A 25617-nucleotide genomic window follows, 5' to 3' on the forward strand; every position below is an offset into this window, starting at 1 on the left:
TCCTTTATGCGTTACTTTTTACTTTGTCAATTCCTTCTATGGAGTCACTCTTTTCCGGAGAAACAAAACCGTTTTGATCATATTCATAAATAAGTGATTCCTTTATACTGCAGCCTCCTGCTAAATGTTCTTCAACAATTCGATGAGCTACGTTTTCAGTGACCTGCTTGTACCAATCTCCTGAAGGGTACACGATAGCTACAGGAGCATCTTTGCATCTTCCGTTACAGCGCGTACGGGTTGTGTGAACCGCTTCATCTAGATTCAGTTCAGTCACTTTATTTCGAATAGCTTGCGTGGCTTCTTCTCCACCTTTTCTCATACAGCTGCTTCCATTACAAATCAATACGTGATGTTTTGTTCCATTTAAGTTCCACGTCGTCACACTTATTCGCTCCTTTACTAAAAAAACGCCTCTATCAATGATAGAGGCGCAGAAAAATTCAAACTAAGTTTTTGCACTTCCACCTATATCCCGTAGGGTAAGCTTCGCATTAGAAAAAGGCTGGTTTCCTGACTTCGATTCATCACTTGATTGCGCCTTCCCGAATACAGTGGCATATGCAATCAGCTCCTCTTCACAGTGGCGGGTACCGCGCTGGCTTCACACCAGACTTCCCATTTAACGCAATGTGAACATTGCGCACCTTTTTTGCACGATATGTAGTTTTGTGCTACGAGAAAAACCCGCTTCGCTAATATGCGAGCGGGTAAAACGTCAGAATAAAAGTGTACACGAATGCCACTTTAAGCCAACGTTTCCCTTCCCGCTCCCCGGAGAAATAGAAACTTCACAATAAAGACAGGTCTCCTGACTTGTGTATCATTCTACTTGAGAACCTTCCCGTGATTTTTCCACAGTGGTTATACTCGTTCGTCCACACTTACAGTTGCGGGGACAGTACTGGTCTTTCACCAGTTTCCCTATTAAGCCTTCTTGGCATCTTTACTGTTGCTGTTTGATATATATGAACCTTTTAAACTATCAGAATAATAGAAGTAACTACCATATCATAGCGTACATTTTTTTTTATTTCAACTCTATTCTTTTCGTAAGATACAAGAAGCTATAAAAAAACAAGAGCATAAAGTCAGCTCTTGTTTTTTTATTATATAGCTACTAATGTTAAATGAGGATCATTATAATACACGACTTCTGAAAGAACTTTACAGCCATTTGTTTTTGCAAAAGCTTCTCTCGCCTGCGTTTCAGTTTCAAATTCAAACATTTTCATTTCTTTTCCAGCATATACCGTCAGTACCCACATGAAAAGATTCGCCTCCGATTATTGTAGTGATCGCTATATCCACATTATGACGAAACCATATCCTTTTGAAAACCCATTCTACAAAACTTGTCACAAGAAACTTTTAAAAATTTAAAAACATTTTAACTTCTGTAAATGAACAAAATGTACAAAAGGTTTAAGCCGTATTATACCTCTTTAAAAAAGGTGCTTTTTTTACCAACTGTTGCTTCATCAGTAAAAAAATATATAGTATTTATTAAAAAAAGAAGCCGGACAGCCGGCTTCTTTTTTAGGAAAGGAAAGTACAGACATCACAGTCCCGTCCTGCTCTTTGTTTTGCATAAAAATACACTAATTAAATATTCCTTTCTTAAAGCAGAACCATGTTCGATTGCACATAGTGGTAAAGAAGCTTGTACGTATGGTTTAATGAATCTTGATGCGTTCTCTCAAACGCATGAGAAGAATCAATTCCTGGACCAATTAAGCCGTGTACGATGTCATGCCCGGCACGAATAGCAGCAGAAGCATCTGATCCGTAAAACGGATAAATATCTAATTTGTACTGAATATCATGCTGCTTAGCTAGCTCCACCAAATGCTTTCTCAAACCGTAATGATATGGGCCGCTTGAATCTTTTACACAAATAGACACGGTGTATTCATCAGTAGATTGTCCATCTCCCATGGCACCCATATCAACCGCTAAGTATTCTACCGTTTGAGGCGTAATATTAGAATTTCCTCCGTATCCAATTTCTTCATTATTTGAAATAAGAAAGTGCGTAGTGTATGGCAGTTCGATCTGCTCTTCTTGAATTGTTTTCATGAGCTGAAGCAATAAAGCTACGCTTGCTTTATCATCGAGATGACGAGATTTAATAAAACCGCTTTTTGTTATTTCTACACGAGGATCAAACGAAACAAAGTCGCCGACTTCAATTCCAAGACTGCGAACATCTTCTGCGCTATGTACTTTTTCATCCAATCGAATTTCTATATTATCTTGATTTCGCTCAGCTTTACCTGCATCTTTATACACATGAACAGATGTTTGATGCATAAGGATGGTCCCTGTAAATACTTCTCCTGCTGACGTTTCGATTTCACAATATTCTCCTTCAATGGAATTGTAGCGGAACCCTCCAATCAAGTCGATTTTCAGACGTCCACTCGGTTTGATTTCTTTTACCATAGCACCTAATGTATCGACATGAGCCGTCAGCATGCGGTGATGATCCGTATCTTTACCGGGAATAGTAGCGACTAAGCCTCCTTTTCGATTGCGATACGTTTGAATATTTAGCTCTTTTACATAGTCTTCGACAAATGAAATCACCTTTTCTGTATTTCCAGAAGGACTGGGAATCGAAACAAGCTTTTTAATTAACTGAACAGTTTCCGTCATTATGACACTTCCTTTGTCTCTCATTTCTTTTATTTTACCATATGTTTCAAAAAAGATAACAGGCAGCTCCAAACAAAAAAGCCAGGCAGCTGCCCGGCTTTTTTGTTTTAAGCTATGTTTGATTTCTTTAATTCATTTGTGTAATTTAATGATTTTTGCTTATCAAACTCGCCTTCAGACTTGGACATTACAATTGCAGCTAAAGCATTTCCTACTACGTTAACTGTGGTACGCATCATATCAAGAATGCGGTCAATTCCTGCAATAAATGCCATGCCTTCAAGAGGGAAGCCCATAGATTCAAGCGTAGCAAGTACAACTACAAACGATGCCCCTGGTACACCAGCCATCCCTTTTGAGGTTAACATTAGCACAAGAAGGAGCTGAATTTGATCCATAATGGAAAGGTCAATGCCGTACATTTGAGCAATAAACAGCGATGCCAGCGCCTGATAAATGGTTGAACCATCTAAATTAAACGTGTAGCCTGTTGGAATAACAAACGATGTAACCGATTTAGAACAACCGAAGTCTTCCATCTTTTTGATAAGAGATGGTAAAACGGCTTCTGAACTTGCTGTTGTAAAAGCAAGAAGCAGCTCGTCTTTTAACACTTTTATGAGCGTAAACATGCTTGTTCCAGCCATTTTAGCAATAATTCCAAGAACCACAAGCACAAAGAAAATCATGGTGAAGTAAACGGCGAACACTAATTTCCCTAATGGAATAAGTGATCCGACACCAAACTTTATAATATTAACACCAATAAGTGCAAATACACCTACTGGAGCAAATTTCATCACCAAATTAGTTACCCAAAACATTGCATCCAAGACGCCTTCAAAAAAGGCTAAAACAGGTTTTCCTCTCTGTCCAATCGAAGCTACGCCTACACCAAACAGTACGGAAAATAAAATGATTGGTAAAAGATCGCCTTCTGCTACCGACTGAAAGACGTTTGTCGGAACAATATGAAGAAGCTCCTGAGCAATCCCTGTACTTTCAGACGTTTTTGCCGTTGCCTCATATTGAGAAATATCGCTTTTTGCAATATGTCCCATATCAACCCCTGCACCAGGGTGGAATAAGTTAGCGGCAATAATCCCCACTACAATCGCAATGGTTGTAACAATTTCAAAATAAAGAATTGTTTTTCCGCCAAGCTTACCTAATTTTTTGATATCGCCTACTCCTGCGACCGCTACGATTAATGCTGAAATCACGATCGGTACGACAATCATCTTAATTAAATGAATAAATATGTCTCCAATTGGCTGTAAAATAGAAATGGCCGTATCGCTTCCGTAAAAGATAGCACCTACAGCTACGCCTAAGATCAGTCCAATTAGAATCTGAGTTGCTAGACCTAACCTTTTCACTTTCTTGCTCCTTTCGCACAGTTGACTTTCACCTATCGAGCATATGCGGTTCAACGAACCGTGTATAAATATACATCCTTACAGCACCTTATGTAAACAGTTCTTTACTAATAAGGATGTAAGGCCGCACATGCAAATTTTTAAAAGCTACGGTTCTGTTTTATCATATCAAATAATTGTTGTACACTGAGATTTTTTTGCTAAGTATTTTTCTATTTTTGCTATTTCAGCGAATAAATAAAAAAAATAAAATTTTATATTGAAATATGCATTTTAGGTTAGTATAATACGATACATGTTTATTTTTATTATTCGAATATAAAATTCTGAAAATTTTAATTATTCAACACGATAATAAAAAGCATTTATAATTTTGGAGGTTTTAATGTGTCAAACAAAGTTCCTTTTTCATTTATAGTGGTTATTGGCTTTATGCTTTTTGCCCTATTCTTCGGCGCAGGTAATTTAATTTTCCCTGCGATGTTAGGTCAGTCTGCTGGAAGCAATATTTGGTCAGCAAATGCTGGATTTTTAGTAACGGGTGTAGGTCTGCCTCTGCTAGGCGTTCTCGCATTTGGTTTTTCCGGAAAAGAGGATCTGCAGTCTTTAGCTAGTCGCGTACACCCAGCTTTCGGTATTATCTTTACTACGATTTTATACTTGGCAATCGGACCGCTTTTTGCAATGCCAAGAACGGGAAGTGTTTCGTTTGAAATTGGCGTTAAGCCTTTTTTATCAGAAAATTCAGGTCACCTTCCCCTTATCATTTTCACGGTAATTTTCTTTACGATTACGTGCTTTTTTTCGCTAAATCCTGCGAAAATTGTCGATTTAGTAGGAAAAGTTTTAACACCTATTAAATTAACGTTTATTGGAATATTGGTAGTTGTAGCCGTTGTGAACCCAATTGGAAAGTTCGAAGCACCAAGCGAAGCTTATACAACACACTCATTTTTCAAAGGCTTCCAAGAAGGCTACTTAACAATGGATACATTAGCATCATTTGTTTTTGGAATTATTATTATTAATGCAATTAAAGAAAAAGGGGCAAAAACCAACCGACAAATTATTACAATTTGTGCAAAAGCTACGGCTATCGCTGCCGTTATTTTAGCTCTTATTTATAGCGCATTGTCCTATATGGGTGCTTCAAGCGTATCAGAGCTTGGACGTCTTGATAACGGAGGTACGGTTTTGGCTGAAGTATCAAATTACTACTTTGGCTCTTACGGAGGAATTCTTTTAGGTCTGATGATTACCGTTGCTTGTTTAACAACAAGTGTAGGTCTTGTAACATCTTGTTCATCTTTTTTCCATAAGCTGTTTCCAAAGGTCTCTTATAAGTTGATTGCTGTCATTTTATCAGCTTTCAGTGCCGTTGTAGCAAATTTTGGCCTAACGGAATTAATCGCTATTTCGGTTCCAGTCTTAACAGCTATTTATCCGTTAGCTATTGTGTTAATTGCTTTAACATTCTTACATCCTTTATTTAAAGGACGTTCTGAAGTTTACCAAGTAAGCCTTCTGTTCACGTTTATCGTTAGTTTATTTGATGGCTTAAATGCTGCTGGATTCAAAATTGCCGCAGTAAACGATCTGTTTACATCGATTCTACCTATGTATGGAGTGGGTCTCGGCTGGGTAGTTCCTGCTATTGTAGGAGGATTAATCGGTCTTGGCATTACCTTCCTTCGTACAAATGATAATACGAACAGAAACACTTCAAGAAAATTGATTAAATAAAAAGAGGATGCGAGTGCATCCTCTTTTTATTTTGGCGTCTTATGAATAAGGAGTTTTTTTCTCCGTTAACTTCACTTCTTCCTTTAACACACGTTTTTCATATAGATATTTATCCGTTCGTTGAAAATGATATTTATCAGCTTTTTCTTTTTCAGATGTGGTCAAAAGCACTTGACCATCAGAAGCAGCTGACACACCAAACGTTTCATTTTGATAAGTAGCATACGGAGCTACAAAAAACACGTCTTCAACAGCATCACGAGGAACTTCTTTTGTAAAAGTCGTGTCATTGTATGGAATGAATCCATTTGCTACATCGCCTTTATCATAGCTAATCAGCTTTACACACCCGTTTTCCGTTTCATAACATTCGTAGTCTCGTTCATTATATGCTGCATACAAACCTTTTCGAATCATAAAAAACATTCCTTTACATTGGTTTAGCAACCGCTGGTACAAATCGTTTTTCTTCTGCCACATAGGTAGCTAAAAGTACTTCTTCCCCATTTACCACTTGATATAGTTCCGCTCCGTTTGCTGGTGGATAATAGTTATCAAATTTGAACTCTGGAACGGTTTCCCCGTTTCGAGATCCTGTAAACCCATTAAGCGTACATGGAGGTCCATAATTATTACTAATTAATCCCTTTTAGTAGGTCTCAAAAATAAAACACACCATCTAAAATAGATGGTGTGTGAAGTATAGTAAGTAATTAAGAAATTTGTTTAAGTTCTGATGAGAGTTTTAAAAACTCTTCTTTATTTTTCATCAATAGCGTGCGGTCGATTTCTTCTTTTAGCTGTGCTTTACGAAATTCTGCAATCGCCTTGTCTAAAATCATCTCAGCGAATAATGCATCAAGCACCTTTCCGTTGGATTTTTGCGGTGAATTAAGTAAATTCTTTTTCATAAGAAATCAACTCCTTGGCTTTTTTATAATATAACACAAATATTCTGACTTTTCAATCATTTAAACCAAGTATTTTACATCTATTTTTTTCCACATAAAAAGGCCGCCCTTTTGTTATAAGGCGCGGCCTTTTATTACGAATCTGCGGCTTTTTCTTTTACTTCCGCATAGTAGTTTTCATATTCAATAAATTCAGGAGCTTGATGAGCTGCCATGATACCGTGGTAACTGATGTCTAAGCCCACTTCTTCTTCTTCTTCCGTAGATCGAAGCGGAACCACCAAGGAAATAACCTTTAACCCTATCCACGTCGTAACAAATCCCCAAGCGCATAGAGCAATTAATCCGAGAAGTTGAACACCTAATAACGTCCAGCTCCCTCCTGTAAACACTCCGCCGTCTGTAGAAAACAAGCCAACAGCCAACGTGCCCCATATTCCCGAAGCTGCATGTACAGGAAAAGCTCCTACAGGATCGTCGATTTGACGTGCTTCGAGCCAGTTTGTAGCTGCCATCATTAATAAGCCAGATACAGCTCCAATAAAAATAGCAGATGGTGTATTAACAAAAGCGCACCCGGCCGTGATGCCAACAAGTCCGGCAAGCGATCCATTTATTACAGAAGGTGCATCTGAACGATTGTAGCGAAATAAAGTATAAAATAAAGTAGCTGCTCCGCCTGCTGCTGCTGATAACATTGTGACAATAGCAATGTGACCAATTCTAACGTCAGTGGCACTTAGCGTACTTCCTGCATTAAACCCGAACCATCCAAACCATAATAAAAAAGCACCCACTGATGCAAGCGGCAAATTGCTTGGAAGAGAAACAGAACTAATTCCATTTTTCGTGAACTTCCCTTTTCTCGGTCCAATCATTATTGCAGCTGCTAAAGCTGAAAAACCGCCAAGAGCATGGATAACTGCCGAACCGGCAAAATCAAGCATCCCTAACTTACTAATCCATCCGCCTCCCCAAATCCAGTGGCCGGCTATAGGATAAATAAATGTAGTCATTAAAATCGCATATAAAAGATATGCGCGGAAATTAATTCGTTCTGCCACCGCTCCAGAAACGATAGAAATGACCGCAATAACAAACGCACATTGAAACAGCCAAAATGTTTCAAGCCCAATTGGAATGTCAAGGTGCGATAAATTACCTGAGAGCGCAAAACCGCTTTTACCGACGATTCCGCCTAAATCATCTCCGTACATTAATCCAAACCCAATTAAATAGAAACAAAGCGTTCCTATTGTAATATCAGCGAATACTTTCATAATAATATTGACGCTATTTTTATAGCGGACAAAACCTGCCTCTAGCAAGGCAAAGCCGCCTTCCATTAGCAAAATCATCGCCGCTGTTAATACAACCCACGTCGTATTTATACCTAAACTTAGTTCATTAACACTCATATCCCAACGCCTCCACTGCTTTTTAGTCGTTTTATTTCTTGTACAATAGCAGGCGAAAGCGTAATTTCACTTGTTTCTTCATTTTCCGCTTTTATTAATTCAAGAACTTCATGAAGTTCTCGCATTTGTGCTTTAAGGTGATCAATTTTTTTAAAGCGTTCCTTTACGTATACCATATACTCGACCGCTTGATGCTGACTTAAAGGACGCCCGGTAAAAAATTTACGAAACGGTGATAGTGATTGGTACCAAGCTTCTTCAGCACGTTTCTTCTCTTCGTATTTACTAATTTTCGCTTTTATATCTTCTATTTCTTGTGCTTTAGCTTCTTTTAACTTCATTATAAATTCAATTAATTTTAATTGAGGCAATGTAATGACCACATTATGATAAAGTTCATCCACTATAACCATGTTATATCTCCTTACATAAGATGTTATATTTAGATTATATGTAGAACACTATAGTAAGTCAATGTAATTTTTTGAAAACTCTTTAAATAGTAAATGCGCCCTATCTTTTTACTACTTATAGAATATTAAGTTCGTATGTGTTGAAATATGACGTTATTTGTTTTATCGTAGGAAGAGGAATTATGTTAGTTCCCTATTTTAATTTTATTTACCTAGGCAATTATTCGCTTTATTTTTTATAAACTTTTATTAAACAAAGGGTTACGAGGTTCTTCACTTATTTTTTCAACGAAATGAGTTGATTTTATCTCGTATTAAAATTAAAATAGAATTATGTGCAAGATTTCACAACTTCACAATGTAGTTTGAAAGTCTAGCAGATAACTAGGAACTACATATGCAACAGTATCCAGCAAAGGAGGACTTTTCATGTCTCAATCAACTATTCAAAAATCAGCTGCAGAGGAAAATGCTGCTGTACAAACAGAAGCGGCGGTTAACAAAGGTCAAGCGGATGTGTTAGATCAATTGTTAAAGCCTGAAGTACAAGAAGCTCTTACTGTTCTTGTAGATAATTTACCAAAATTATCTGAAATGGTAACGGTGCTTACAAAAACTTACGACGTTGCGCAATCATTATTAACTGACGACGTATTAAAAGAAGATCTACTTGGTGGAGTAAAAGAATTTATCGAGCCAGTAGAAGGAACAGTAAAAGGTCTTGCAGCTACTGCAATCGAAGCAAACGATCGTGCAGAAGCAAATGCTTCTAATTCAATCGGTTTATTCGGTTTATTACGCATGCTTAAAGATCCACAAGCTCAAAAACTATTCCGCTTTGCACAAGCGTATTTAGACATTACAAACGAAAAACAAAAATAATTTTCATTAAAAAGTGTGGACGGAGGATCGACTATGTCAAAACATATTTTAATTTTAGGCGGCGGTTACGGTGGTTTATTAACTGCAATGACAGCTCGCCAACACCTAAGTGCGGATGAAGCAAAAATTACAGTAGTGAACCGTTTTGCTACTCACCAAATCATTACAGAATTACACCGTCTAGCTGTAGGCGGCGTTTCTGAACAAGCGGTAGCTTTACCACTTGATAAATTACTTAAAAACTACAACGTTGATTTAAAAATTGCAACGGTAAAAGAAATTTCACCAGATCAACGTGAAGTATCTCTTGAAGATGGTACAAAATTAAGCTACGACTACCTTGTTACAGCTTTAGGTAGTGAAACTGCTTACTTCGGTATCCCTGGTTTAGAAGAGCACAGCTTCGTTCTTAAATCAGTAAATGATGCAAACCGTTTACGTGCACACGTAGAAGCTTGTATCGCTGAATACAGCAAAACAAAAAATAAAGCTGACGGTACAATCGTAGTTGGCGGTGGCGGATTAACAGGTATCGAACTTGTTGGTGAATACGCTGACTTAATGCCAAGCCTATGCCTAAAACACGGTGTGGATCCAAAAGAAATTTCTCTATACTGTGTAGAAGCAGCTCCTACAGTTCTTCCAGGCTTCCCTGCTGAATTAGTAGAGCGTGCTCAATCAAGCTTAACAAAACGTGGCGTTACATTTGTTACTGGTACACCTGTAACAAAAATGGATGCTACAACTGTTGAACTTAAAGACGGCAGCAAAATTGAAACAAAAACAATGGTATGGACTGGCGGAGTTCAAGGTAACTCTGTAGTTGCTAACTCAGGTATCGAAGTAAACCGCGGTCGTGCACTTGTAAATGAATTCTTACAATCTACATCTCATAAAGATGTATTCCTTGCTGGTGACTCAGCGGTTGTAATGGGTCCAGAAGGTCGCCCTTACCCACCTACTGCTCAATTAGCTTGGCAAATGGGTGAAGTTGTAGGCGTGAACTTAGCAGTAGCTATTCGCGGCGGAGCAATGGAATCATTCGTTCCTGTCTTCTCTGGTACACTAGGAAGTCTTGGACGCAAAGATGCAATTGGTACAATCGGCGGAAACAAAACGCAATTAAAAGGTTTACCAGCATCACTTATGAAAGAAGCAAGTAACGTTCGTTACTTATCTCATATCAAAGGATTATTCGCATTAGCTTATTAATCCGTCTTAAAACGAAAGAGGGAAATTCCTCTTTCGTTTTTTTTTATTTACATAAGCCAAGAAATAAGAAGCGGCAGCGTAACCAGCGATAAAATAGCACTAATAACAAAAGCAGAGGCCGTTTCGTTTTCCATGCTTTCAAACCGCAAAGCAATCATCGCAGCTACAGCAGATCCAGGAAAAGCTACCAGTAAAATAGCTTTTGTCACTTCATCTGAAGACAACCCTATCCATACTGCAATTCCAAGCATAACGATCGGTTGAACTGCTACTTTTAAGACAGCGATCCCGAGCGCGCCTTTACTGAAGTTAATTTTTCCAATTCCAATCGTTACTCCTACCGCAAACAAAGCTGCTCCGGATGTGATACTTCCAATTTGATCAAGCATATCCTGTAACAGTTTAGGTGACTGAAAGCCGCAAAGCGTTAAAATCACTCCAATTAACGGGACGCATGCCAAAGGCTCAGATAGACCATGCAAAATAGAATGAACCGTTACTTTGAATAAACTTGTTTTCTCTTCCCCTTCTTTTCGTCCCCTTTGGCCAACGGTTCCCAAAATCGTTGCCAACGGATCTAAAATCGCGTTCACCACGATTCCTGTGATGGCAATTGGAATCGCTACTGCACCTGCACCAAACAAGCCTCCAAGTACCGGAATGCCCATAAAAGCAAACGTTGGCTGAGCTGAGTTTAGAGCAAACATAGAAGAAGAAGTTAGCGTATGCTTCCCTGCATACTTCACGATGAGCAATATAATGAGATAAAACCCGACGATGCCTAAAATCAGCGCAACTAAAAACGGCCATTCATCTATGAGTGTTTTTCTTGGCGTTGTCGTCACACCTACAAATAAGTGTGCAGGAAGCGCAAACTTCGTTACTAATGTGTTAAGCCCCTTAGACGTTTGCTTGTCAAATTTTTTAAAATGCCCTGCTAAATAACCAAGCAAAATGACAAAAAAGATAGGCGCGAGAATGAGAAAAATTTGACCTATGCTCATTTATCATTCACCTCATTCATTTCTTGCCTTAACAGGTTTATAAACAGGCTGCCATACCGCTTCTTCTACAAGTTCAGCTACATTTTTTTCGGTAACAGTTGCTACGTTATCTTTTACAGCAGCATCGGCAACTGCCACAGCAACCGCCTTTGATACTTTTTGAAGATCTTTAATATTTGGAAGAAGCGTATCTCCTTTTGTATCTGTTTCTGCTATACGCGCTACTGCATTGGCTGCTTCTGCAAACATAGATTCAGTAAACTTTTGAGCGCGAACCACAATTGCACCTAAACCAAGACCTGGAAACACAAATGCATTATTAGCCTGTCCGATTTCGTAAGTGTGCCCGTTATATTCAACGGGTTCAAATGGACTTCCCGTTGCAATAAGGGCTTTTCCTTCCGTCCATTTTATAATATTTTCTGGAACAGCTTCAGCAAGTTTAGTTGGGTTTGAAAGCGGCATAATCACCGGGCGCTCTACATGCTTTGCCATTTCTTTAATAATTTCTTCGGTAAAAGCATCCGTGACGCCTGATGTTCCAATTAAAATCGTTGGCTTCACTTGCTTGACAAGCTCCAACAGTGAAATTTTATTTTCATCGCCCTTTTCCCATTCTTTAATCTCTTCATTTTGGCGAACATATGGCTGTTGAAAAGGAGCTAAATCTTCCATATCTTCCGTTAACAGACCTCTGTAATCATATGCCCAAAAACGATCATATGCTTCTTCTTCAGATAACCCTTCAAGCATCATCGCACTATGAATACGATCAGCATTCCCAATTCCAGCAGATCCCGGTCCAAATACAACAACCCGCTGATCTTTTAAAGGCGTACCTGTAATACGGACGGCTGTTAAAACGGCTGCAAGAGTAATTACTCCCGTTCCTTGAATATCATCATTAAATGTTAAAATTTTATCTCCGTATTCTTTCATAATGTGACGCGCATTAATATTCCCAAGATCCTCCCAATGAAGAAGCGCTTTAGGAAACTTGGCCGTTATTTCTTTTACAAATTGAGCGATAAAACGATTATAGTCTTCTCCTTTTACTCGTTCATGACGATTTCCTAAATACAAAGGATCTTCAAGAAGCTTTTTATTATTGGTCCCCATGTCAAGAACAACAGGCAGTACGCGGCTTGGGTCAATTCCTGCTGCAGCTGTGTAGACCGCTAACTTTCCAACTGCGATATTGATCCCTCCTACTCCCCAGTCCCCAATTCCTAAAATACTTTCTGAATCCGTGACTACAAGCAAATCAATATCTTCGCTGTCGAGCCCTAAGTTTTCAATCGCCTCACTTAATCTGTCCGCTTCATTTACGGATAAATATAAGCCGTCAGGACGATGGTATTCATGGCTGTATTCTTGAATAGATTGACCTACAGTAGGCGTGTAAATAATGGGAAGCATTTCACTTAAATGATCGGTTAATAAACGATAAAACAACACAACGTTCCGGTTATGCAGATCATTTAACGAATTATTTTTTTGAAGATCATTCGGTGCTTTTTTGAACTGCTCATATGCTCTTTTTGCCTGCTCTTCTAACGTTAAGACCGTTGGAGGAAGAAGTCCCTGCAGATGAAACTCTTTTCTTTCTTCTTCAGTAAAAGCAGAACCTTTATTTAAATAAGAAGTGGATAAAACTGATTTTCCTTTTAGTGAAGTTGAAATTGACCCATCTCTTTCTACTTTATACGCTCTCATGTTTTTACCTCTTTTCTTGAACAATTAGATAGGGTTAGGTTCAGCAAAGAGATATATTTTTAACCATTTATTTTTAATGAAAACAAAAAAGAGATTGAGCCATAACTACATCAATCCAATCTAAAGACGACCAAACGGTATAAATGAAATCTACGTTCAACCTAACAATAAAAAAATCCGAACGATTCATCGTTCGGATTTTCCTTACACGAAAATACGTTTTTTACACCATGCTATAGTCTTCGTGCTCACTTTCTGAGTAATTAGGCGGCTGTATATGGGAAGGCACAAGACATTCATAGCTTTCCCCTTCTAGCCTATCCTCTAGCTCTTGTTTCGCTTGACTAATCAGCTCTTGATTTTCTATCATTTCAATCGCCGTAGCCGCAATGGCTTTTCCAGCTAACAACATCGCATCGTGAGCATACTCTGTTTTCCCTTGAGCAACAGCTTGCCATGTATGAAACGGCGTAGCATAAGCCCACGTTGCGGTCACGCACTGTGCAGTTGGAACATTCCAGCTAACGTCTGCGACATCGGTTGATCCCGTCATGAAGGAAACATTTTTAGACATAGGAGCAATTTGGTTGAAGACTGGATGATTTGCTAAAGCTCTGTCTAGCAGTGAACCGACTTGTTTTTTTGCTGCTTCTTTGTCTTCAGCGGATGTAGACTCGTAAATAGCTTTGGCGAAAGCCATGTCTTCTTGTTTCACTTCAGCCAAATTTATCTGCATCATTTGCTTATGCATCAGCTGCTCCATTGTTTGATTTGGAATTAGATTAGCGCAGGCTCCTTGAATTTCCTGTTCCACTTGTGTTTCAGTCATTAAAGCCGCTCCCTTTGCAATTTTCACAACCCGTTCATAAAGTTCTTTTACTTGAGATGGCTTCGGAGCACGAATTAAGTACATGACTTCCGCTTCTGCTTGAACAACATTAGGAGAAATGCCTCCGCTGTTTGTAATGGCATAGTGTACGCGCGCTTCATCTATCATATGTTCACGCATATAATTCACACCAATATTCATCAACTCTACAGCGTCTAAAGCGCTTCTGCCAAGGTGAGGACTAGCAGCTGCATGACTGCTTCTTCCTTTAAATTTAAAAGTTGCTTGCATAACAGCATTCGATGACGTATGCATGACACCATTAACGGTAGCCGGATGCCACGAAAACGCGATGTCTACATCTTGGAAAAATCCTTCTCGTACCATATACGTCTTTCCGTAGCCACTTTCTTCAGCTGGACATCCATAGTATTGAACGGTTCCCGGAACATTTTTTTCTTTTAAGTATTCTTTGACTGCAAGCGCAGCTGCTAGTGAGCCTACGCCAAGTAGGTTATGTCCACACCCATGGCCATTTCCATTTTTTTTGACTGGATCTGCTACTGCACACTTATCTTTTTGACTCAGCCCGGTAAGCGCATCATATTCACCAAGAATAGCGATAATCGGATAACCGTGCCCGTAACTTCCAATAAAACCTGTTTCAAGGTTAGCAATATGTGTACGAAGCGTAAACTCTTCTTTTTCTAACATGTCGCAAATTAGCTGTGCCGACTTATACTCTTCAAACCTCGTTTCTGCATATTCCCATATTTGATCACTGATTTGAGTTAGCTCGTGTCGCTTTTGTTCAATAAGTTGTTCGACTTTTTTGACAATACCCATGAGACACTCTCCTTTTTCCCTTATTATTTAACAGCATTTTGTGCGTTCACTACCACTTTTGCAGGTCGAATCGAAAACAACGAAATAGCACAGACAAGAGCGCAGATAATTAATAAAGCAAACGCTGCATTATACGACCCGCCAAACGATTGTACTAAAAAACCAATAAGCATTGGTGTTAATACGCCGGCTGCTTGAGCCCCTGTATTAATAAAACCATTTGCTGAACCGACCACTGATTCAGGCAACATTTTTAAAGGAGCTGAAGCGATTAAAATCACATTAAATGAAAACAGTAAAGTTACTGCGCTTTGAAAAACGATAAACATGCCTACGCTAGGTGAAATAGCCATTAAGCAAAGAAAAACGCCCATCAGTAAACCAAAAACCGCCGCTATCATCTTGTCTTTTCCATCTGGAAGCTTATCTAAAATAAAGCCGCTAACAAACATTCCTATAATGCCTACAAATGCTGGGATAGCGGAAAGAAAACCGATGTCTGTTAAATTCAAATGTCTTACTTCGGCTAAATATGTAGGCATCCACGACATGAGCCCCCAGTTAATAGCGTAAATACTGAAATAGGCAATAAATAAATTCCAAATCATCGGGGTTTTGATAATTTCTTTTAATGTCATCTGCTTAGCAGGAATAGCAGAAGCCTCTCTTTTTTCCCCCTGCTGCTTTTCTTTTAGTAAAAAAACAAACAGAACTGTAATAACAAGCCCGATGGCTCCTATGATATAAAAGATACTTCTCCAGCTTATCGTTTGCATCAGCTGCGTCGCTAGAATCGGTGTCACCACGCCCATGATCGTACCTGACGATAACAAAAAGGACATGGCTCTACTGCGTTCTTGCTGAGGAAACCACCCTGCGATTCCTTTTGACGCAGATGGAAAATAGCTCCCTTCCCCTAATCCAAATAAAAAGCGAATGATAATAATAGAAGCAAAAGACCAGGCCATTCCGGTAAAAACTGTAAACAAAGACCATAAAAGCACGGCAATTGTAATGACTTTTTTAAACCCAAAGCGGTCTGCCAGCCACCCACCAGGTATTTGCATCAGTGCGTATCCTGCAAAAAAACTGCTTAAGATGATACCTGTAGAAGAAGCATTAAGGTGTAGATCTTTCGAGATATCTAAAATAGCGTAATTAATAATAAAACGATCTAAGTTTCCAAGCGACCAGCCTAAAAATAATAAAAATAAAATGATGTATTTCCAGTTCGACCTTGCTAGCATAAATGCACTCAACTCCTTTTTATTCCATTTAATGTAATGTTTTGTAACAAATCGATTCGTTACATAAATATTAAAAAATTCTGACTATTTTTTCAATGTGCATTTCTATATAATAAGAACTATAACTATGTATTTTTTTACATTAAGTAGTCTATAAGGGGTTGTTAATATGAGTGATTTATTAGCTAATATGAAAGGTTATCTTACATCTATTATTAAAAACAGTTCTTATCAAATTTGGACAAGTATTGATTCTGCAAATTTTAACATGATTTTTTCCAGTTCTTCATGCTCATCCCTGACTTACACGCCTCCCACTAGCCTACATAACGGCAGTGATTCCTTTCAAAAGCATATCGCATATGAAGAGTTCGAAGAAATTTACTTATCCTTTCCAAACCGGTATGCGTTTGTTGTTCGCATATTTGCTAAGCACGAATGGACACCACAACAAATAAAGAAGCTATCCGCTAACTTTTCTCCTTATGTGCTGCAAAAAAAGCTAGAGCGGCATGAGCACATTTTGAACGTACTTATGAAAAGCATTAAGGAAATCTCGCTTTTACAAGACTCTGACTATCTATTAACAAGAATTCTAGAAAATGCTCTTTCAGTTATTTCTGTTGCGGATATGGGCGTGCTGTGGATGTTTGATTCTTCCACTGAATTTCTTTTGCCTCGCGCCTGGTCCGGGGGGCCAAACAATGAAATTCAAAACATGAAAATGAAAGTTGGCGAAGGAATTATCGGAAAGACATTTCAGCATAATAAAAGCTATACGTATACGAACTTAGAGGATATAATACACGATTCTTCTACTATGACTGACGATAATATTCACTATCTTAATCAGTCCTATACATTTACAAACATTCAATCTATTATTTCTGTCCCCATTTGTATGGAAGAACAGACGGTATGCGTACTCATTATTTATCAAAATGGTACAACCCCTCTTTTAAATGAAGAGGATAAAGAATTGTTAGAAAGCTTTTCCGATCAAGTATCGATTGCTCTCTTAAACTCAGCGCTTTTTGAAGATGTAAAAAAACAAAATGAACTTTTAATACGCCGCGATCAAATTCATCGCACCTTCATGAATGTTTCCCTTCAAAGTAAAGGAATTGAACCGATACTTAACGAATTACGCCGAATGGTTACATCTCCTGTCACCATTGTAGATTTTGTTGATAATAAGACCTATGGCTTCTTGAAATCCTTTGATATAGACACAAAAACAGCTGAATTTCACACGCATTTTGTTTTACATACAAAAGCTTGCTTTTATACTATTGAGTCACACAACCAGAAGCACAGCGTCTACATTCAACCGATACACGGCATTGATACGCTCTTAGGGTTAGTTATTCTGCAGACAAATCAAGAAGATCTTTCCTCTCTAGATCAAGTGGCACTCGAACAAAGCAGCTCTGTTATTGCACTAGAAATGCTGAAAAAACAAACGTTAGTCGATTTATTTTACAAGCGAACGCATGAACTATTTAGTGAATACTTATCATGTTATGACACCACTTTACTGTATCAAAAAGCAAGTGAGCTAAATATTGATACAAAAAAGCATATTCTAGTCGCTCTTATTACCATTCGTTCACAGGCGGACCTGCAGCTCTTAAACTTACATCTTCATCGCCTTGTATCTGACATCAAATCGGTTTTCAGTTCAAAAGCGCCGGTCGTATACGGATTCGACACGAAAGTAACCATTGTATTCACGCTTGATTCTTATGAAGACCATCATGCTATTATCAAACAATTAGAAGATTCACTCTCAAAATGGCGTTACTACAATGAATGTCATGTAAAAATAGGGATTGGAAGTCGTTATTCTCACTTTACCCAAATAGAAAAAAGTTATAGTGAAGCTGAAAAAGCTGTCTCTTACCTTCTGTCTCAGCAGCAAGATGGATGCATGTTGTATGAGGAAATAGGAATTAACCGGTTATTTATTAATCAATCGAAAGAAGAAGTCAAAACCTTTATTGATGAAGTATTTGTCCCTCTTAAAAACAATCATTTGAATGATGAACCTTTAGAGAAAACGCTAGAAGCGTATTTTGATAACAACCGTTCTGCTTCACTTACAGCTAAGCAGCTTCATATTCACGTTAATACACTCTATCAGCGGTTGAAGAAAATCGAAGATAAAATGAACATATCATTTACAAATAGTGAACATCTATTAAAAGTGCAGCTAGCGTGCTATTTGAAAAAATTTCACTACAGCTAAAAAACCGATTCTTATTTTTAAGAATCGGTTTTTTCAGTAGAAAGAACAGCCTTAATTGATTGCTCCCAGCGGCTCAGTACCTCTTTGGAATCATGAAGCTGAAATTGAATGCCCGATGTTAAAACTGCATATTTTGCGTAATCTTCTTTAACAGCGGCTACTTCTCCCGTAAATAGCTCATAGCCTGATAACACAGGAGCTTCTTTTTTTAGCCAAAATTTAATGTAATAAGCTTTGCCTTCAACAACTAATGTAACGGTTGCCTTATGATTCTGTATCATGTTTTTTGAAGACGTGGTATCTTTCCATACTAACAGCTTGACGCGCGAAGAGCTAATAGCTACCAGCTCTCCTGCGCTAATCATTGCTACATGAGGAAACCCCTCGGATGTCACTGTAGATAGCAGCATCGCAGCATGCTGTTTCCTTTCTAGATCTTTTCCATTTAAAAATACGCGCACGGCTTTTGGCAGCTCTGCTTTATTCATTTTACTTACCACCTTTGCTGATTAAGATCGGGGTGGCACAGGAGGCACATGCGTTGCCAGCGGTACGTCTTTTGGATTGATTTTAAATGGTCGAGGGTATTTTTCAGGATTGGTGATCGTCTCAGGTTCAGAAGAACGCCAGGTAAACAAACACACGTTGCATAAGTAAATCTCCCAGGCTCCTTCAACTGGTGATTTAGATACTAAGTTCGCTTGTTTGGCTTCACATCTTGGACAAGTATGCATGTCGATTCCTCCTTGTTTATTTTTGCATCATATTCGTTAAGATTTTTTCCCATTTTTCAGTTTCAAGTGGTGTATCTAAAGGCTGCGAGTAGTGGCCTCTTGTTTCTGGTGCAACCGGTGTTGTAGCATCCAAAATCATTTTATCTGTAATACCAGCCGGATCAGATCCTGGATCAAGTGGCAGAACTGAGAGATTAGGCACTGTTATAACATCATGTTTTGGGTGCATTTTTGTCGATAGCGCCCACATGACTTGCGGTAAATTAAACGGATCCACATCTTCGTCTACTAAAATAACTAGCTTGCAATATCCTAATCCATGCGGCGTAGTCAATGCCCTCATACCAACCGCCTTAGCAAATCCTCCGTATCGGCTTTTCGTTGAAATGATAGCAACGAGACCATGAGTATACATCGCGTTCACCGCTTCAATCTCTTCAGGATATGCTTCTTTTAGCTGCTGATATAAAGGAACGCTTGTATTGATTCCAATTAAATAATCTGTTTCTGTCCAAGGCATACCGATATATAGACTTTCAAAAATAGGATCTTTGCGATGGTATACGCGATTGATTTTGATAACAGGCATGCTTCTGCCACCGGAGTAATGACCTGTAAATTCACCAAAAGGACCCTCATACTCACGTTCACCAGCTAAGATTTCTCCCTCTAAAATCACTTCTGCTCCCCAAGGTACATCTAAATCAGAAAGCTGAGACTTCACAATTCTGTACGGCTCACCTTGAATAGCTCCTGCCATTTCATACTCTGATTGATCGTAATGAAGCGGCGTAGCAGCTGCTGTGACAATCGCGGGTTCACATCCTAAAGCAATTGATACAGGGAGGTTTTCACCTTTTTCTTCGGCTTGTTTTAAGTGAATGGCAATATCATGCTGTGGCACGGGCTGAATGCCTAGACGGTCTTTCCCTTTGACCTGCATACGATATATACCTACGTTTTGTTTGCCGAAATGCGCCTTATCATGCTGATCACGAGAAATAACGCACGCTTTATCTAGATAGTAGCCTCCGTCTCCTTGATTCAAGCGAAACAATGGCAAAAGGTCGAATAAGTTAATATCATCTTTAATTTCACACTCATGAAATGGCGCTGTTTCTTCTCTTTTCACTTTAACAGGAAATTTTTCATATCTCCGAGCAAACTCAAAGAACTGTTCTTTTACAGGAGTTGATTTAGGCAGTCCCATCATTAACGCGTGATTTGACCAGGAACCCATTACGTTTAGGGCTACCTTTGCGTTGTTATATCCATAAATATTTGTAAATAATAATCCCGGCGTTTGATCTCCTAAATTACTGATGGCTTGACCTGCTGAACCTAAATCCGGATCTGGCTGCACTTCATCTGTAATCGTCAGCAGCTGCCCTTCTTTATGTAGCGTATCAAGGAAATCTCTAAAGTCTTTATAAGCCATGTTTATTTTCCTCCTTATGATAAATGTTTAATTCCATTCCATCTTTTTGCCTCAGGAAGCTCAATTCCTAATTGATCTAACGTTCGAACAGCAATATGTGTGACAATATCATCAATTGTCTCAGGTTTGTTATAAAAAGCTGGCATAGGAGGCACGAGGATAGCTCCCATTTTTGAGAGATCCAGCATGTTTTCTAAATGAATCGTATTCAAAGGCGTTTCTCGAGGAAGTAGCACCAGTGGCTTTCTTTCTTTTAACATCACATCTGCCGTTCTTGCTATTAAGTTATCTGCTAGTCCCATTCGAATAGATGCTAATGTTTTCATGCTGCAAGGACTTACAATCATTCCGTCTATACGAAATGAACCGCTCGAAATTTTTGCTGCTTGGTCTTGATATGAATAACAATAATCTGCTAGCTCTTCTACTTGCCTAACGCTATACGGTGTTTCCAGCTTAATTGTGGCATGAGCCCAAGACGACATGACTAAATGCGTTTCAACAGAAGCCTTCTTCAAAAGCTCTAAAATTCGAATACCTAGAATAGCTCCTGTGGCTCCTGTTATTCCTACAGCTATTTTCATTTCTTTTCCTCCTCTCTGCTTTGGTTACACATTTAACTTTACACTTATTTTCCATACAATTAAAATATTGATAAAGTATATAATAATACCTTTAAAGTATGGAGTTGAATATAGTGGAATTAAGACAGCTGCATTATTTTATTGTCATAGCTGAAGAATTAAATGTAACTAAAGCAGCCAAGCGTCTGCACATGGCTCAGCCTCCTTTAAGCAGACAGCTAAAGCAGCTCGAAAATGAGCTGGGCCTTTTGCTTTTTGAACGAAACAATAACAAGCGCTTATTGTTAACGGCAGAAGGAGAGCTTTTTTTAAAACGAGCGAAAGAAATTGTGCAAAGGGTCGAAAAATCAGTATTGGAAGTACAGGAATGTAAAAACGTAACAAATGAAAAGCTTGAAGTCGGATGTACAATCTACTGTGCATCAACGGTTCTCGATAAGCTAGCTCTTATTCAAAAGCAGTATCCAAACAGTACTTTTAATATCTATGAAAACGAACCAGCTCATTTAAACGAGTTGTTGACGGATGGAAAGATTGATGTAGCAGTCACCACTACAGACTTACCTTATCAACAGGTAAAAACAAAAACACTTGCACCAGATGTCTTTGTTGTAGCAGTTCCCAAAGAAAGTAGTTATGCAACAAAAAAGATTTCAGTCGCTGAAATCGCTTCTCTCCCTCTTATTCTTCTTCGTTCAAATCGGGAAATAAGCATATACAATCGCATTATAAAGGAATTTAAAAAGATGGATATAACACCTAACATTTTATGCGAATGCCATGACTCAGCGATGCTTCTTAATTTAGTATGTCGTGGCCTTGGTGCTGCTATTGTTCCTTATTCGATGCTATCTTCTTTTTCACTAGAACATATTAAAATTTTAAGCATAGAAGATAATCCATTTGTAATTGAGCCTTTAGTTACGTGGCGTACCGATAGTTATCTCCCCAAAATCGCTCAAGAATTTTTAAAGCTTTTTTAAGTATAGATGCACAAAGAAGGCTTTGCTAAAATAGCAAAGCCTTTTTTATTTTATATTGATATATGTGACTACATTAACCAAGAAATTAATAGCGGTAATGTAACAAGTGACATAATGGCACTAAGTACGAATGCTGAAGCTGTTTCACCAGCTAGGCTATCAAAGCGCACTGAAATCATCGCTGCTACAGCTGAACCTGGGAACGCTACTAATAACACTAATTTTACGATGTCAGCTGATGATAGACCCATTGCTGTTGCAATTCCTAACATTACAAGCGGCTGAATAGCCACTTTTAAAATCGCAATACCAAATGCTGATGGGCTAAATTGAATTTTACGAATACCAATTGTTACCCCAACTGCGAATAGCGCTGCACCTGACGTAATTGAGCCAATTTGATTTAAACTGCTTGACAATAAATCTGGAGATTGGAACCCACATAGTACTAATACTACTGCGATTAAGGGAACACACGCTAACGGTTCAGAAAGACCGTGTAAGATTGATTTAATCGTTACTTTAAATAAGCTTTCTTCAGAATCTCCTTCACTTCTTTCGCGCTGTCCAACCGTACCAATAATAGTTGCTAAAGGATCAAGCATCGCATTTACTACGATACCCGTAATAGCGATTGGAATTGCTACTACATCCGCGCCAAACAAGCTACCTAATACGGGAATACCCATAAACGCAAACGTTGGCTGCGTAGAGTTTAAAGAGAACATAGACGCGCCTGTTAGTGAGTATTTGAATACATATTTTGCAACAAGTAAGAAAAGAACATAAAATCCAATAATACCAAGAACTAATGCTAGTAAAAACGGCCATTTTTCAATAAGCGTTTGTTTTGATGTTGTTGTAATACCAACGAATAGATGTGCAGGTAACGCAAATTTTGTTACAAGCGTATTTAACCCTTTAGATGTTGTTGCATCAAACTTTTTAAAATATCCTGCTAAATAACCTAGCAAAATAACAAAAAAGATTGGGGTTAAAATAATAAAGATTTGACTAATTTCCATTTTTGAACACTCCATTGTTTAGATTAGAATCAATCATATAAATTTGCTTTCTTAGAAAGATAATTATCTTCTAAGGCTTGTCTATGGATATTGTTTACGTCAGGCCATTCATCTCCCTTTTTGCTAAACATCTCTACAAATATGAAGTAACGTATAATGGTTCATGAAAACGCATGGACTTTGTTTTTCTACAATCATTTATTTACTTCGAAGCTGTTCATTTAGTTAAATCAAATCACACAAAACTTGTCATACAATACAGTAACTCTACAACCTTAGCAAAAACTTGTCATACAATCATGTTGTTGGCTTACTTAGGCTGAAAAAAAACACCTTCAAATGAAAGATGCTTAATCTTGTGACGAAAGAAAGCTACTTCTGATTGATGAGGAAGAATCTCTAAGAGTTTGAAACTCTCAGTTAAAAAGTTCCATAATTTCACAAAGTTTTTACAAACAATCTTACTTATTTGTATATTGCTTTCTGTGACGAATTTATGAACATGTTTTAACTTAACATTTGTAGGGGAATTATTCAATTACATTGCTTAAACTTTTAGTGAAAAAAATATTTTAATCCTGGTTTTTTTACATAAAACGGATTAATACAGCTAAAAAGACCTATATATTATCGATTAAAAAGAAGATGATTCATCTATCACCTTCTTTTGCTTACTTTATTTAATAATTACATGTAGATCATAATGTTACTTTATTTTAGCATCAATAATGGAAAAATTGTGTTCTTCTGAAAACCACGTTTTAATTTTTTCTTTTGCTTTCAGTTTAACACCTTCATCAATGTACATGGCAACTTGAATCAATGCGAGCCCCAGAGCTCCTAAATCATCTGTAAATCCAACTCCTGCTGCAAAGTCCGGAATTAAATCTAAAGGAAGAATAAAATAACCTAACGCTCCTATAATGACTGCTTTTGCTTTTGGAGGAATATCAGGTTTTTGCAGCGTGTAGTATAAAAGCAGTACGGCATAAACAACGTTTGCTCCCGCTTTTTTACCAAACTTTTTAAGCTTGTCCCAAAATTTTTCTTCCGAATAATATTTGGCTGTTTCCTCTGTACGAACGGGTACAATTTCTTGTTTCTCTTCCATATCGATCACCCTTTCATCACCATATGTACTTATTATAAACGATAATCTCTACTGAATTCCATTGAGAGCTTAAACTCCATAAACCTGCACAAAGCAGGCTTATGAATTTTTTAATGAGTAATGCTTCATAACGATAGTAACTAAGTCATTCAGCGCCGTTTCACTTTTAGAATGATTTTCAAACTGCTGAATGAGATCCATATGTTCAAGCAGCACTTCGTAATTACCCGTCATCTTTCTCAGGACTTCATATGCGGAACTATTCAAATCCACTTGTATTTTCAAATCCTCCAGCTGTACTAGATACTCATTCCAACGCTGATCTTGTTCTAGCAGCAGCCATACAATTTCTTTTATCGCCTTCCGCACATTGGACTCCATCTTTTCATCTCCTTTGATACACAGATATAACAAAGTCTATGAAAAAAACGAGCTTTTTCATTCCCGTATTACACAAAAAGTGTTTCTTTTATTTTATAACAAGCCCGCTTAAGAGCTCTTCCCATACTTTATCATCGCGCAGCACGTCCATTGAAAAAATAGGTGCATGTAAAACACATGTATAAGGCAAGTCCCAGTTAGCTTCGGATAAAAGCTCTTTTTCACTGTTTGTCAGCAGCAGTACATAGAAATCGTTTTTGACCATTCTCTTTAAAACATGCTCTAATTCTTTCGCTTCTTCATACGTTCCGCCCATACGAATAAACAATATACAAGAACTGGTCTCCATTGACGTTAAAAATCGCTCTGTTCTCCGTTCATATTTTTCTTTGACTTCATTATATGAAAGCCAGTTAGTTTCTGTATTAATAGACGACGGAAAATCATGAGCAGAATCAATTTGATACACCTTATCACGCAGTCTAAGCGTGGAACCATCTCCGAAAGAACTGATATAGGTTAAGTGTTCATATACAAATAAGTCTTTACAACGATTTTTCAACAGCTGGTTAACATGAGAAAGAGAAATACTAATACACCAATCAATCACGCCGGCTTGTTTTCGCAAAGAATATTTTTTCATGTATATCCCTGGAAAACAGTTATAGCCTAAACTGTATATCATATCGTACTGCTTGCTTTTTAGTTCATTTAAAGTAACCATGTTCATCCTCCCTTCTCCTATAAAATATGACAGCTTTTTATAGAAAGAGGCGGCTTCTGCCTTATACCGTACAAGCTTTTTGCGTTTTAGGAGCTTGTGTAATAAAAGAGTAAGGAATTTTAAAAAACAAC

General features: G+C 38.0%; 25 protein-coding genes and 2 riboswitches. Of the genes, 5 read left to right on the plus strand and 20 right to left on the minus strand.

The window, feature by feature from the left end:
* Positions 1-4: 4 nt before the first annotated feature.
* The 4 genes from LJY09_RS13055 to LJY09_RS13070 form a co-directional block, all read right to left on the minus strand.
* Positions 5-385, minus strand: coding sequence for a (2Fe-2S) ferredoxin domain-containing protein (locus tag LJY09_RS13055; RefSeq protein WP_033579174.1), 381 nt, complete (start codon positions 383-385; stop codon positions 5-7).
* A 100-nt stretch (positions 386-485) separates the two neighbouring features.
* Positions 486-666, minus strand: a riboswitch (cobalamin riboswitch).
* 117 nt (positions 667-783) lie between these two features.
* Positions 784-963, minus strand: a riboswitch (cobalamin riboswitch).
* Positions 964-1109: 146 nt separating this feature from the next.
* Entirely contained in the window at positions 1110-1268 is a 159-nt protein-coding gene (locus LJY09_RS13060) for a hypothetical protein (RefSeq protein ID WP_014459832.1), read from the minus strand.
* A gap of 352 nt (positions 1269-1620) precedes the next feature.
* Positions 1621-2658 carry a M42 family metallopeptidase gene (locus LJY09_RS13065; protein WP_047750842.1) on the minus strand — a complete coding sequence of 346 codons (1038 nt, stop codon included), beginning with the start codon at positions 2656-2658 and terminating at the stop codon, positions 1621-1623.
* A gap of 107 nt (positions 2659-2765) precedes the next feature.
* Positions 2766-4037, minus strand: a complete 1272-nt coding sequence (locus LJY09_RS13070) for a cation:dicarboxylate symporter family transporter (RefSeq protein WP_048019195.1) — start codon at positions 4035-4037, stop codon at positions 2766-2768.
* A 387-nt stretch (positions 4038-4424) separates the two neighbouring features.
* Here LJY09_RS13070 and brnQ point away from each other — a divergent pair, with 387 nt between their 5' ends.
* Entirely contained in the window at positions 4425-5780 is a 1356-nt protein-coding gene (brnQ, locus tag LJY09_RS13075; protein ID WP_049164898.1) for a branched-chain amino acid transport system II carrier protein, read from the plus strand.
* 39 nt (positions 5781-5819) lie between these two features.
* Here brnQ and LJY09_RS13080 read toward each other — a convergent pair whose 3' ends face one another.
* The 4 genes from LJY09_RS13080 to LJY09_RS13095 form a co-directional block, all read right to left on the minus strand.
* Complete coding sequence (locus tag LJY09_RS13080; RefSeq protein ID WP_154972994.1) at positions 5820-6197, minus strand: hypothetical protein; 378 nt, start codon at positions 6195-6197, stop codon at positions 5820-5822.
* A 296-nt stretch (positions 6198-6493) separates the two neighbouring features.
* The gene (locus LJY09_RS13085) at positions 6494-6691 is read right to left on the minus strand and encodes an IDEAL domain-containing protein (RefSeq protein WP_013057324.1); all 198 of its coding nucleotides are present in this window, start codon (positions 6689-6691) and stop codon (positions 6494-6496) included.
* A gap of 134 nt (positions 6692-6825) precedes the next feature.
* Positions 6826-8109 carry an ammonium transporter gene (locus tag LJY09_RS13090; protein ID WP_033579177.1) on the minus strand — a complete coding sequence of 428 codons (1284 nt, stop codon included), beginning with the start codon at positions 8107-8109 and terminating at the stop codon, positions 6826-6828.
* Complete coding sequence (locus tag LJY09_RS13095; RefSeq protein WP_028413111.1) at positions 8106-8522, minus strand: hypothetical protein; 417 nt, start codon at positions 8520-8522, stop codon at positions 8106-8108. The genes LJY09_RS13090 and LJY09_RS13095 overlap by 4 nt, the downstream gene beginning before the upstream one ends.
* 429 nt (positions 8523-8951) lie before the next feature.
* Between LJY09_RS13095 and LJY09_RS13100 the strand changes: the two genes are divergently transcribed.
* On the plus strand, positions 8952-9404 hold the full coding sequence (locus tag LJY09_RS13100) for a DUF1641 domain-containing protein (protein ID WP_013057327.1): 453 nt from the start codon (positions 8952-8954) through the stop codon (positions 9402-9404).
* Between the two features lie 33 nt (positions 9405-9437).
* Positions 9438-10616 (plus strand): NAD(P)/FAD-dependent oxidoreductase, encoded by a 1179-nt coding sequence (locus LJY09_RS13105; RefSeq protein WP_013057328.1) that lies wholly within the window; start codon positions 9438-9440, stop codon positions 10614-10616.
* Between the two features lie 47 nt (positions 10617-10663).
* Here LJY09_RS13105 and LJY09_RS13110 read toward each other — a convergent pair whose 3' ends face one another.
* The 4 genes from LJY09_RS13110 to LJY09_RS13125 form a co-directional block, all read right to left on the minus strand.
* Complete coding sequence (locus tag LJY09_RS13110) at positions 10664-11620, minus strand: AEC family transporter (RefSeq protein ID WP_028413110.1); 957 nt, start codon at positions 11618-11620, stop codon at positions 10664-10666.
* Positions 11621-11632: 12 nt separating this feature from the next.
* Complete coding sequence (locus LJY09_RS13115) at positions 11633-13336, minus strand: NAD-dependent malic enzyme (protein ID WP_154972995.1); 1704 nt, start codon at positions 13334-13336, stop codon at positions 11633-11635.
* A gap of 223 nt (positions 13337-13559) precedes the next feature.
* Positions 13560-15011, minus strand: a complete 1452-nt coding sequence (locus tag LJY09_RS13120; protein ID WP_028413108.1) for a M20 family metallopeptidase — start codon at positions 15009-15011, stop codon at positions 13560-13562.
* 23 nt (positions 15012-15034) lie between these two features.
* Positions 15035-16258, minus strand: a complete 1224-nt coding sequence (locus LJY09_RS13125; RefSeq protein WP_028413107.1) for an MFS transporter — start codon at positions 16256-16258, stop codon at positions 15035-15037.
* Positions 16259-16427: 169 nt separating this feature from the next.
* Here LJY09_RS13125 and LJY09_RS13130 point away from each other — a divergent pair, with 169 nt between their 5' ends.
* Positions 16428-18506 (plus strand): helix-turn-helix domain-containing protein, encoded by a 2079-nt coding sequence (locus LJY09_RS13130; RefSeq protein WP_154972996.1) that lies wholly within the window; start codon positions 16428-16430, stop codon positions 18504-18506.
* Between the two features lie 17 nt (positions 18507-18523).
* On the opposite strand, the gene LJY09_RS13135 is transcribed toward LJY09_RS13130, so the two are convergent.
* The 4 genes from LJY09_RS13135 to LJY09_RS13150 are packed head-to-tail and all read right to left on the minus strand — an operon-like array spanning position 18524 to position 21262.
* A complete protein-coding gene (locus LJY09_RS13135) occupies positions 18524-18994 on the minus strand; it encodes a hypothetical protein (RefSeq protein ID WP_154972997.1) in 471 nt (156 codons plus the stop codon).
* A gap of 21 nt (positions 18995-19015) precedes the next feature.
* A complete protein-coding gene (locus LJY09_RS13140; RefSeq protein WP_028413104.1) occupies positions 19016-19240 on the minus strand; it encodes a non-oxidative hydroxyarylic acid decarboxylases subunit D in 225 nt (74 codons plus the stop codon).
* 16 nt (positions 19241-19256) lie between these two features.
* Positions 19257-20678, minus strand: coding sequence for a non-oxidative hydroxyarylic acid decarboxylases subunit C (locus tag LJY09_RS13145; RefSeq protein ID WP_028413103.1), 1422 nt, complete (start codon positions 20676-20678; stop codon positions 19257-19259).
* A gap of 14 nt (positions 20679-20692) precedes the next feature.
* Entirely contained in the window at positions 20693-21262 is a 570-nt protein-coding gene (locus LJY09_RS13150; RefSeq protein ID WP_154972998.1) for a non-oxidative hydroxyarylic acid decarboxylases subunit B, read from the minus strand.
* Between the two features lie 113 nt (positions 21263-21375).
* Between LJY09_RS13150 and LJY09_RS13155 the strand changes: the two genes are divergently transcribed.
* Positions 21376-22245, plus strand: a complete 870-nt coding sequence (locus LJY09_RS13155) for a LysR family transcriptional regulator (protein ID WP_154972999.1) — start codon at positions 21376-21378, stop codon at positions 22243-22245.
* Between the two features lie 68 nt (positions 22246-22313).
* On the opposite strand, the gene LJY09_RS13160 is transcribed toward LJY09_RS13155, so the two are convergent.
* The 4 genes from LJY09_RS13160 to LJY09_RS13175 all read right to left on the minus strand — a co-directional run bounded on the left by LJY09_RS13160 (position 22314) and on the right by LJY09_RS13175 (position 25492).
* Positions 22314-23270 carry an AEC family transporter gene (locus tag LJY09_RS13160; protein WP_025751675.1) on the minus strand — a complete coding sequence of 319 codons (957 nt, stop codon included), beginning with the start codon at positions 23268-23270 and terminating at the stop codon, positions 22314-22316.
* 706 nt (positions 23271-23976) lie between these two features.
* A complete protein-coding gene (locus LJY09_RS13165) occupies positions 23977-24381 on the minus strand; it encodes a YkvA family protein (RefSeq protein ID WP_013057340.1) in 405 nt (134 codons plus the stop codon).
* A 99-nt stretch (positions 24382-24480) separates the two neighbouring features.
* On the minus strand, positions 24481-24762 hold the full coding sequence (locus LJY09_RS13170; protein WP_013083437.1) for a hypothetical protein: 282 nt from the start codon (positions 24760-24762) through the stop codon (positions 24481-24483).
* A gap of 88 nt (positions 24763-24850) precedes the next feature.
* Positions 24851-25492, minus strand: a complete 642-nt coding sequence (locus LJY09_RS13175) for a DUF1796 family putative cysteine peptidase (RefSeq protein WP_224980201.1) — start codon at positions 25490-25492, stop codon at positions 24851-24853.
* Positions 25493-25617: the final 125 nt, after the last annotated feature.

Origin of the sequence: Priestia sp. J2, assembly GCF_020790095.1 — a bacterium.
GTDB classification, from domain to species: Bacteria; Bacillota; Bacilli; order Bacillales; family Bacillaceae_H; genus Priestia; species Priestia zanthoxyli.

Coding starts and splice junctions, on each gene's coding strand:
- LJY09_RS13115 (WP_154972995.1), bottom strand. CDS start 13,336: ATGAGAGCGTATAAAGTAGAAAGAGATGGGTCAATTTCAACTTCACTA.
- LJY09_RS13100 (WP_013057327.1), top strand. CDS start 8,952: ATGTCTCAATCAACTATTCAAAAATCAGCTGCAGAGGAAAATGCTGCT.
- LJY09_RS13175 (WP_224980201.1), bottom strand. CDS start 25,492: ATGAACATGGTTACTTTAAATGAACTAAAAAGCAAGCAGTACGATATG.
- LJY09_RS13065 (WP_047750842.1), bottom strand. CDS start 2,658: ATGACGGAAACTGTTCAGTTAATTAAAAAGCTTGTTTCGATTCCCAGT.
- LJY09_RS13080 (WP_154972994.1), bottom strand. CDS start 6,197: ATGATTCGAAAAGGTTTGTATGCAGCATATAATGAACGAGACTACGAA.
- LJY09_RS13160 (WP_025751675.1), bottom strand. CDS start 23,270: ATGGAAATTAGTCAAATCTTTATTATTTTAACCCCAATCTTTTTTGTT.
- LJY09_RS13140 (WP_028413104.1), bottom strand. CDS start 19,240: ATGCATACTTGTCCAAGATGTGAAGCCAAACAAGCGAACTTAGTATCT.
- LJY09_RS13105 (WP_013057328.1), top strand. CDS start 9,438: ATGTCAAAACATATTTTAATTTTAGGCGGCGGTTACGGTGGTTTATTA.
- LJY09_RS13130 (WP_154972996.1), top strand. CDS start 16,428: ATGAGTGATTTATTAGCTAATATGAAAGGTTATCTTACATCTATTATT.
- LJY09_RS13085 (WP_013057324.1), bottom strand. CDS start 6,691: ATGAAAAAGAATTTACTTAATTCACCGCAAAAATCCAACGGAAAGGTG.
- LJY09_RS13060 (WP_014459832.1), bottom strand. CDS start 1,268: ATGTGGGTACTGACGGTATATGCTGGAAAAGAAATGAAAATGTTTGAA.
- LJY09_RS13110 (WP_028413110.1), bottom strand. CDS start 11,620: ATGAGCATAGGTCAAATTTTTCTCATTCTCGCGCCTATCTTTTTTGTC.
- LJY09_RS13125 (WP_028413107.1), bottom strand. CDS start 16,258: ATGCTAGCAAGGTCGAACTGGAAATACATCATTTTATTTTTATTATTT.
- LJY09_RS13150 (WP_154972998.1), bottom strand. CDS start 21,262: ATGAAAATAGCTGTAGGAATAACAGGAGCCACAGGAGCTATTCTAGGT.
- LJY09_RS13165 (WP_013057340.1), bottom strand. CDS start 24,381: ATGGAAGAGAAACAAGAAATTGTACCCGTTCGTACAGAGGAAACAGCC.
- LJY09_RS13120 (WP_028413108.1), bottom strand. CDS start 15,011: ATGGGTATTGTCAAAAAAGTCGAACAACTTATTGAACAAAAGCGACAC.
- LJY09_RS13135 (WP_154972997.1), bottom strand. CDS start 18,994: ATGAATAAAGCAGAGCTGCCAAAAGCCGTGCGCGTATTTTTAAATGGA.
- LJY09_RS13090 (WP_033579177.1), bottom strand. CDS start 8,109: ATGAGTGTTAATGAACTAAGTTTAGGTATAAATACGACGTGGGTTGTA.
- LJY09_RS13095 (WP_028413111.1), bottom strand. CDS start 8,522: ATGGTTATAGTGGATGAACTTTATCATAATGTGGTCATTACATTGCCT.
- LJY09_RS13170 (WP_013083437.1), bottom strand. CDS start 24,762: ATGGAGTCCAATGTGCGGAAGGCGATAAAAGAAATTGTATGGCTGCTG.
- LJY09_RS13145 (WP_028413103.1), bottom strand. CDS start 20,678: ATGGCTTATAAAGACTTTAGAGATTTCCTTGATACGCTACATAAAGAA.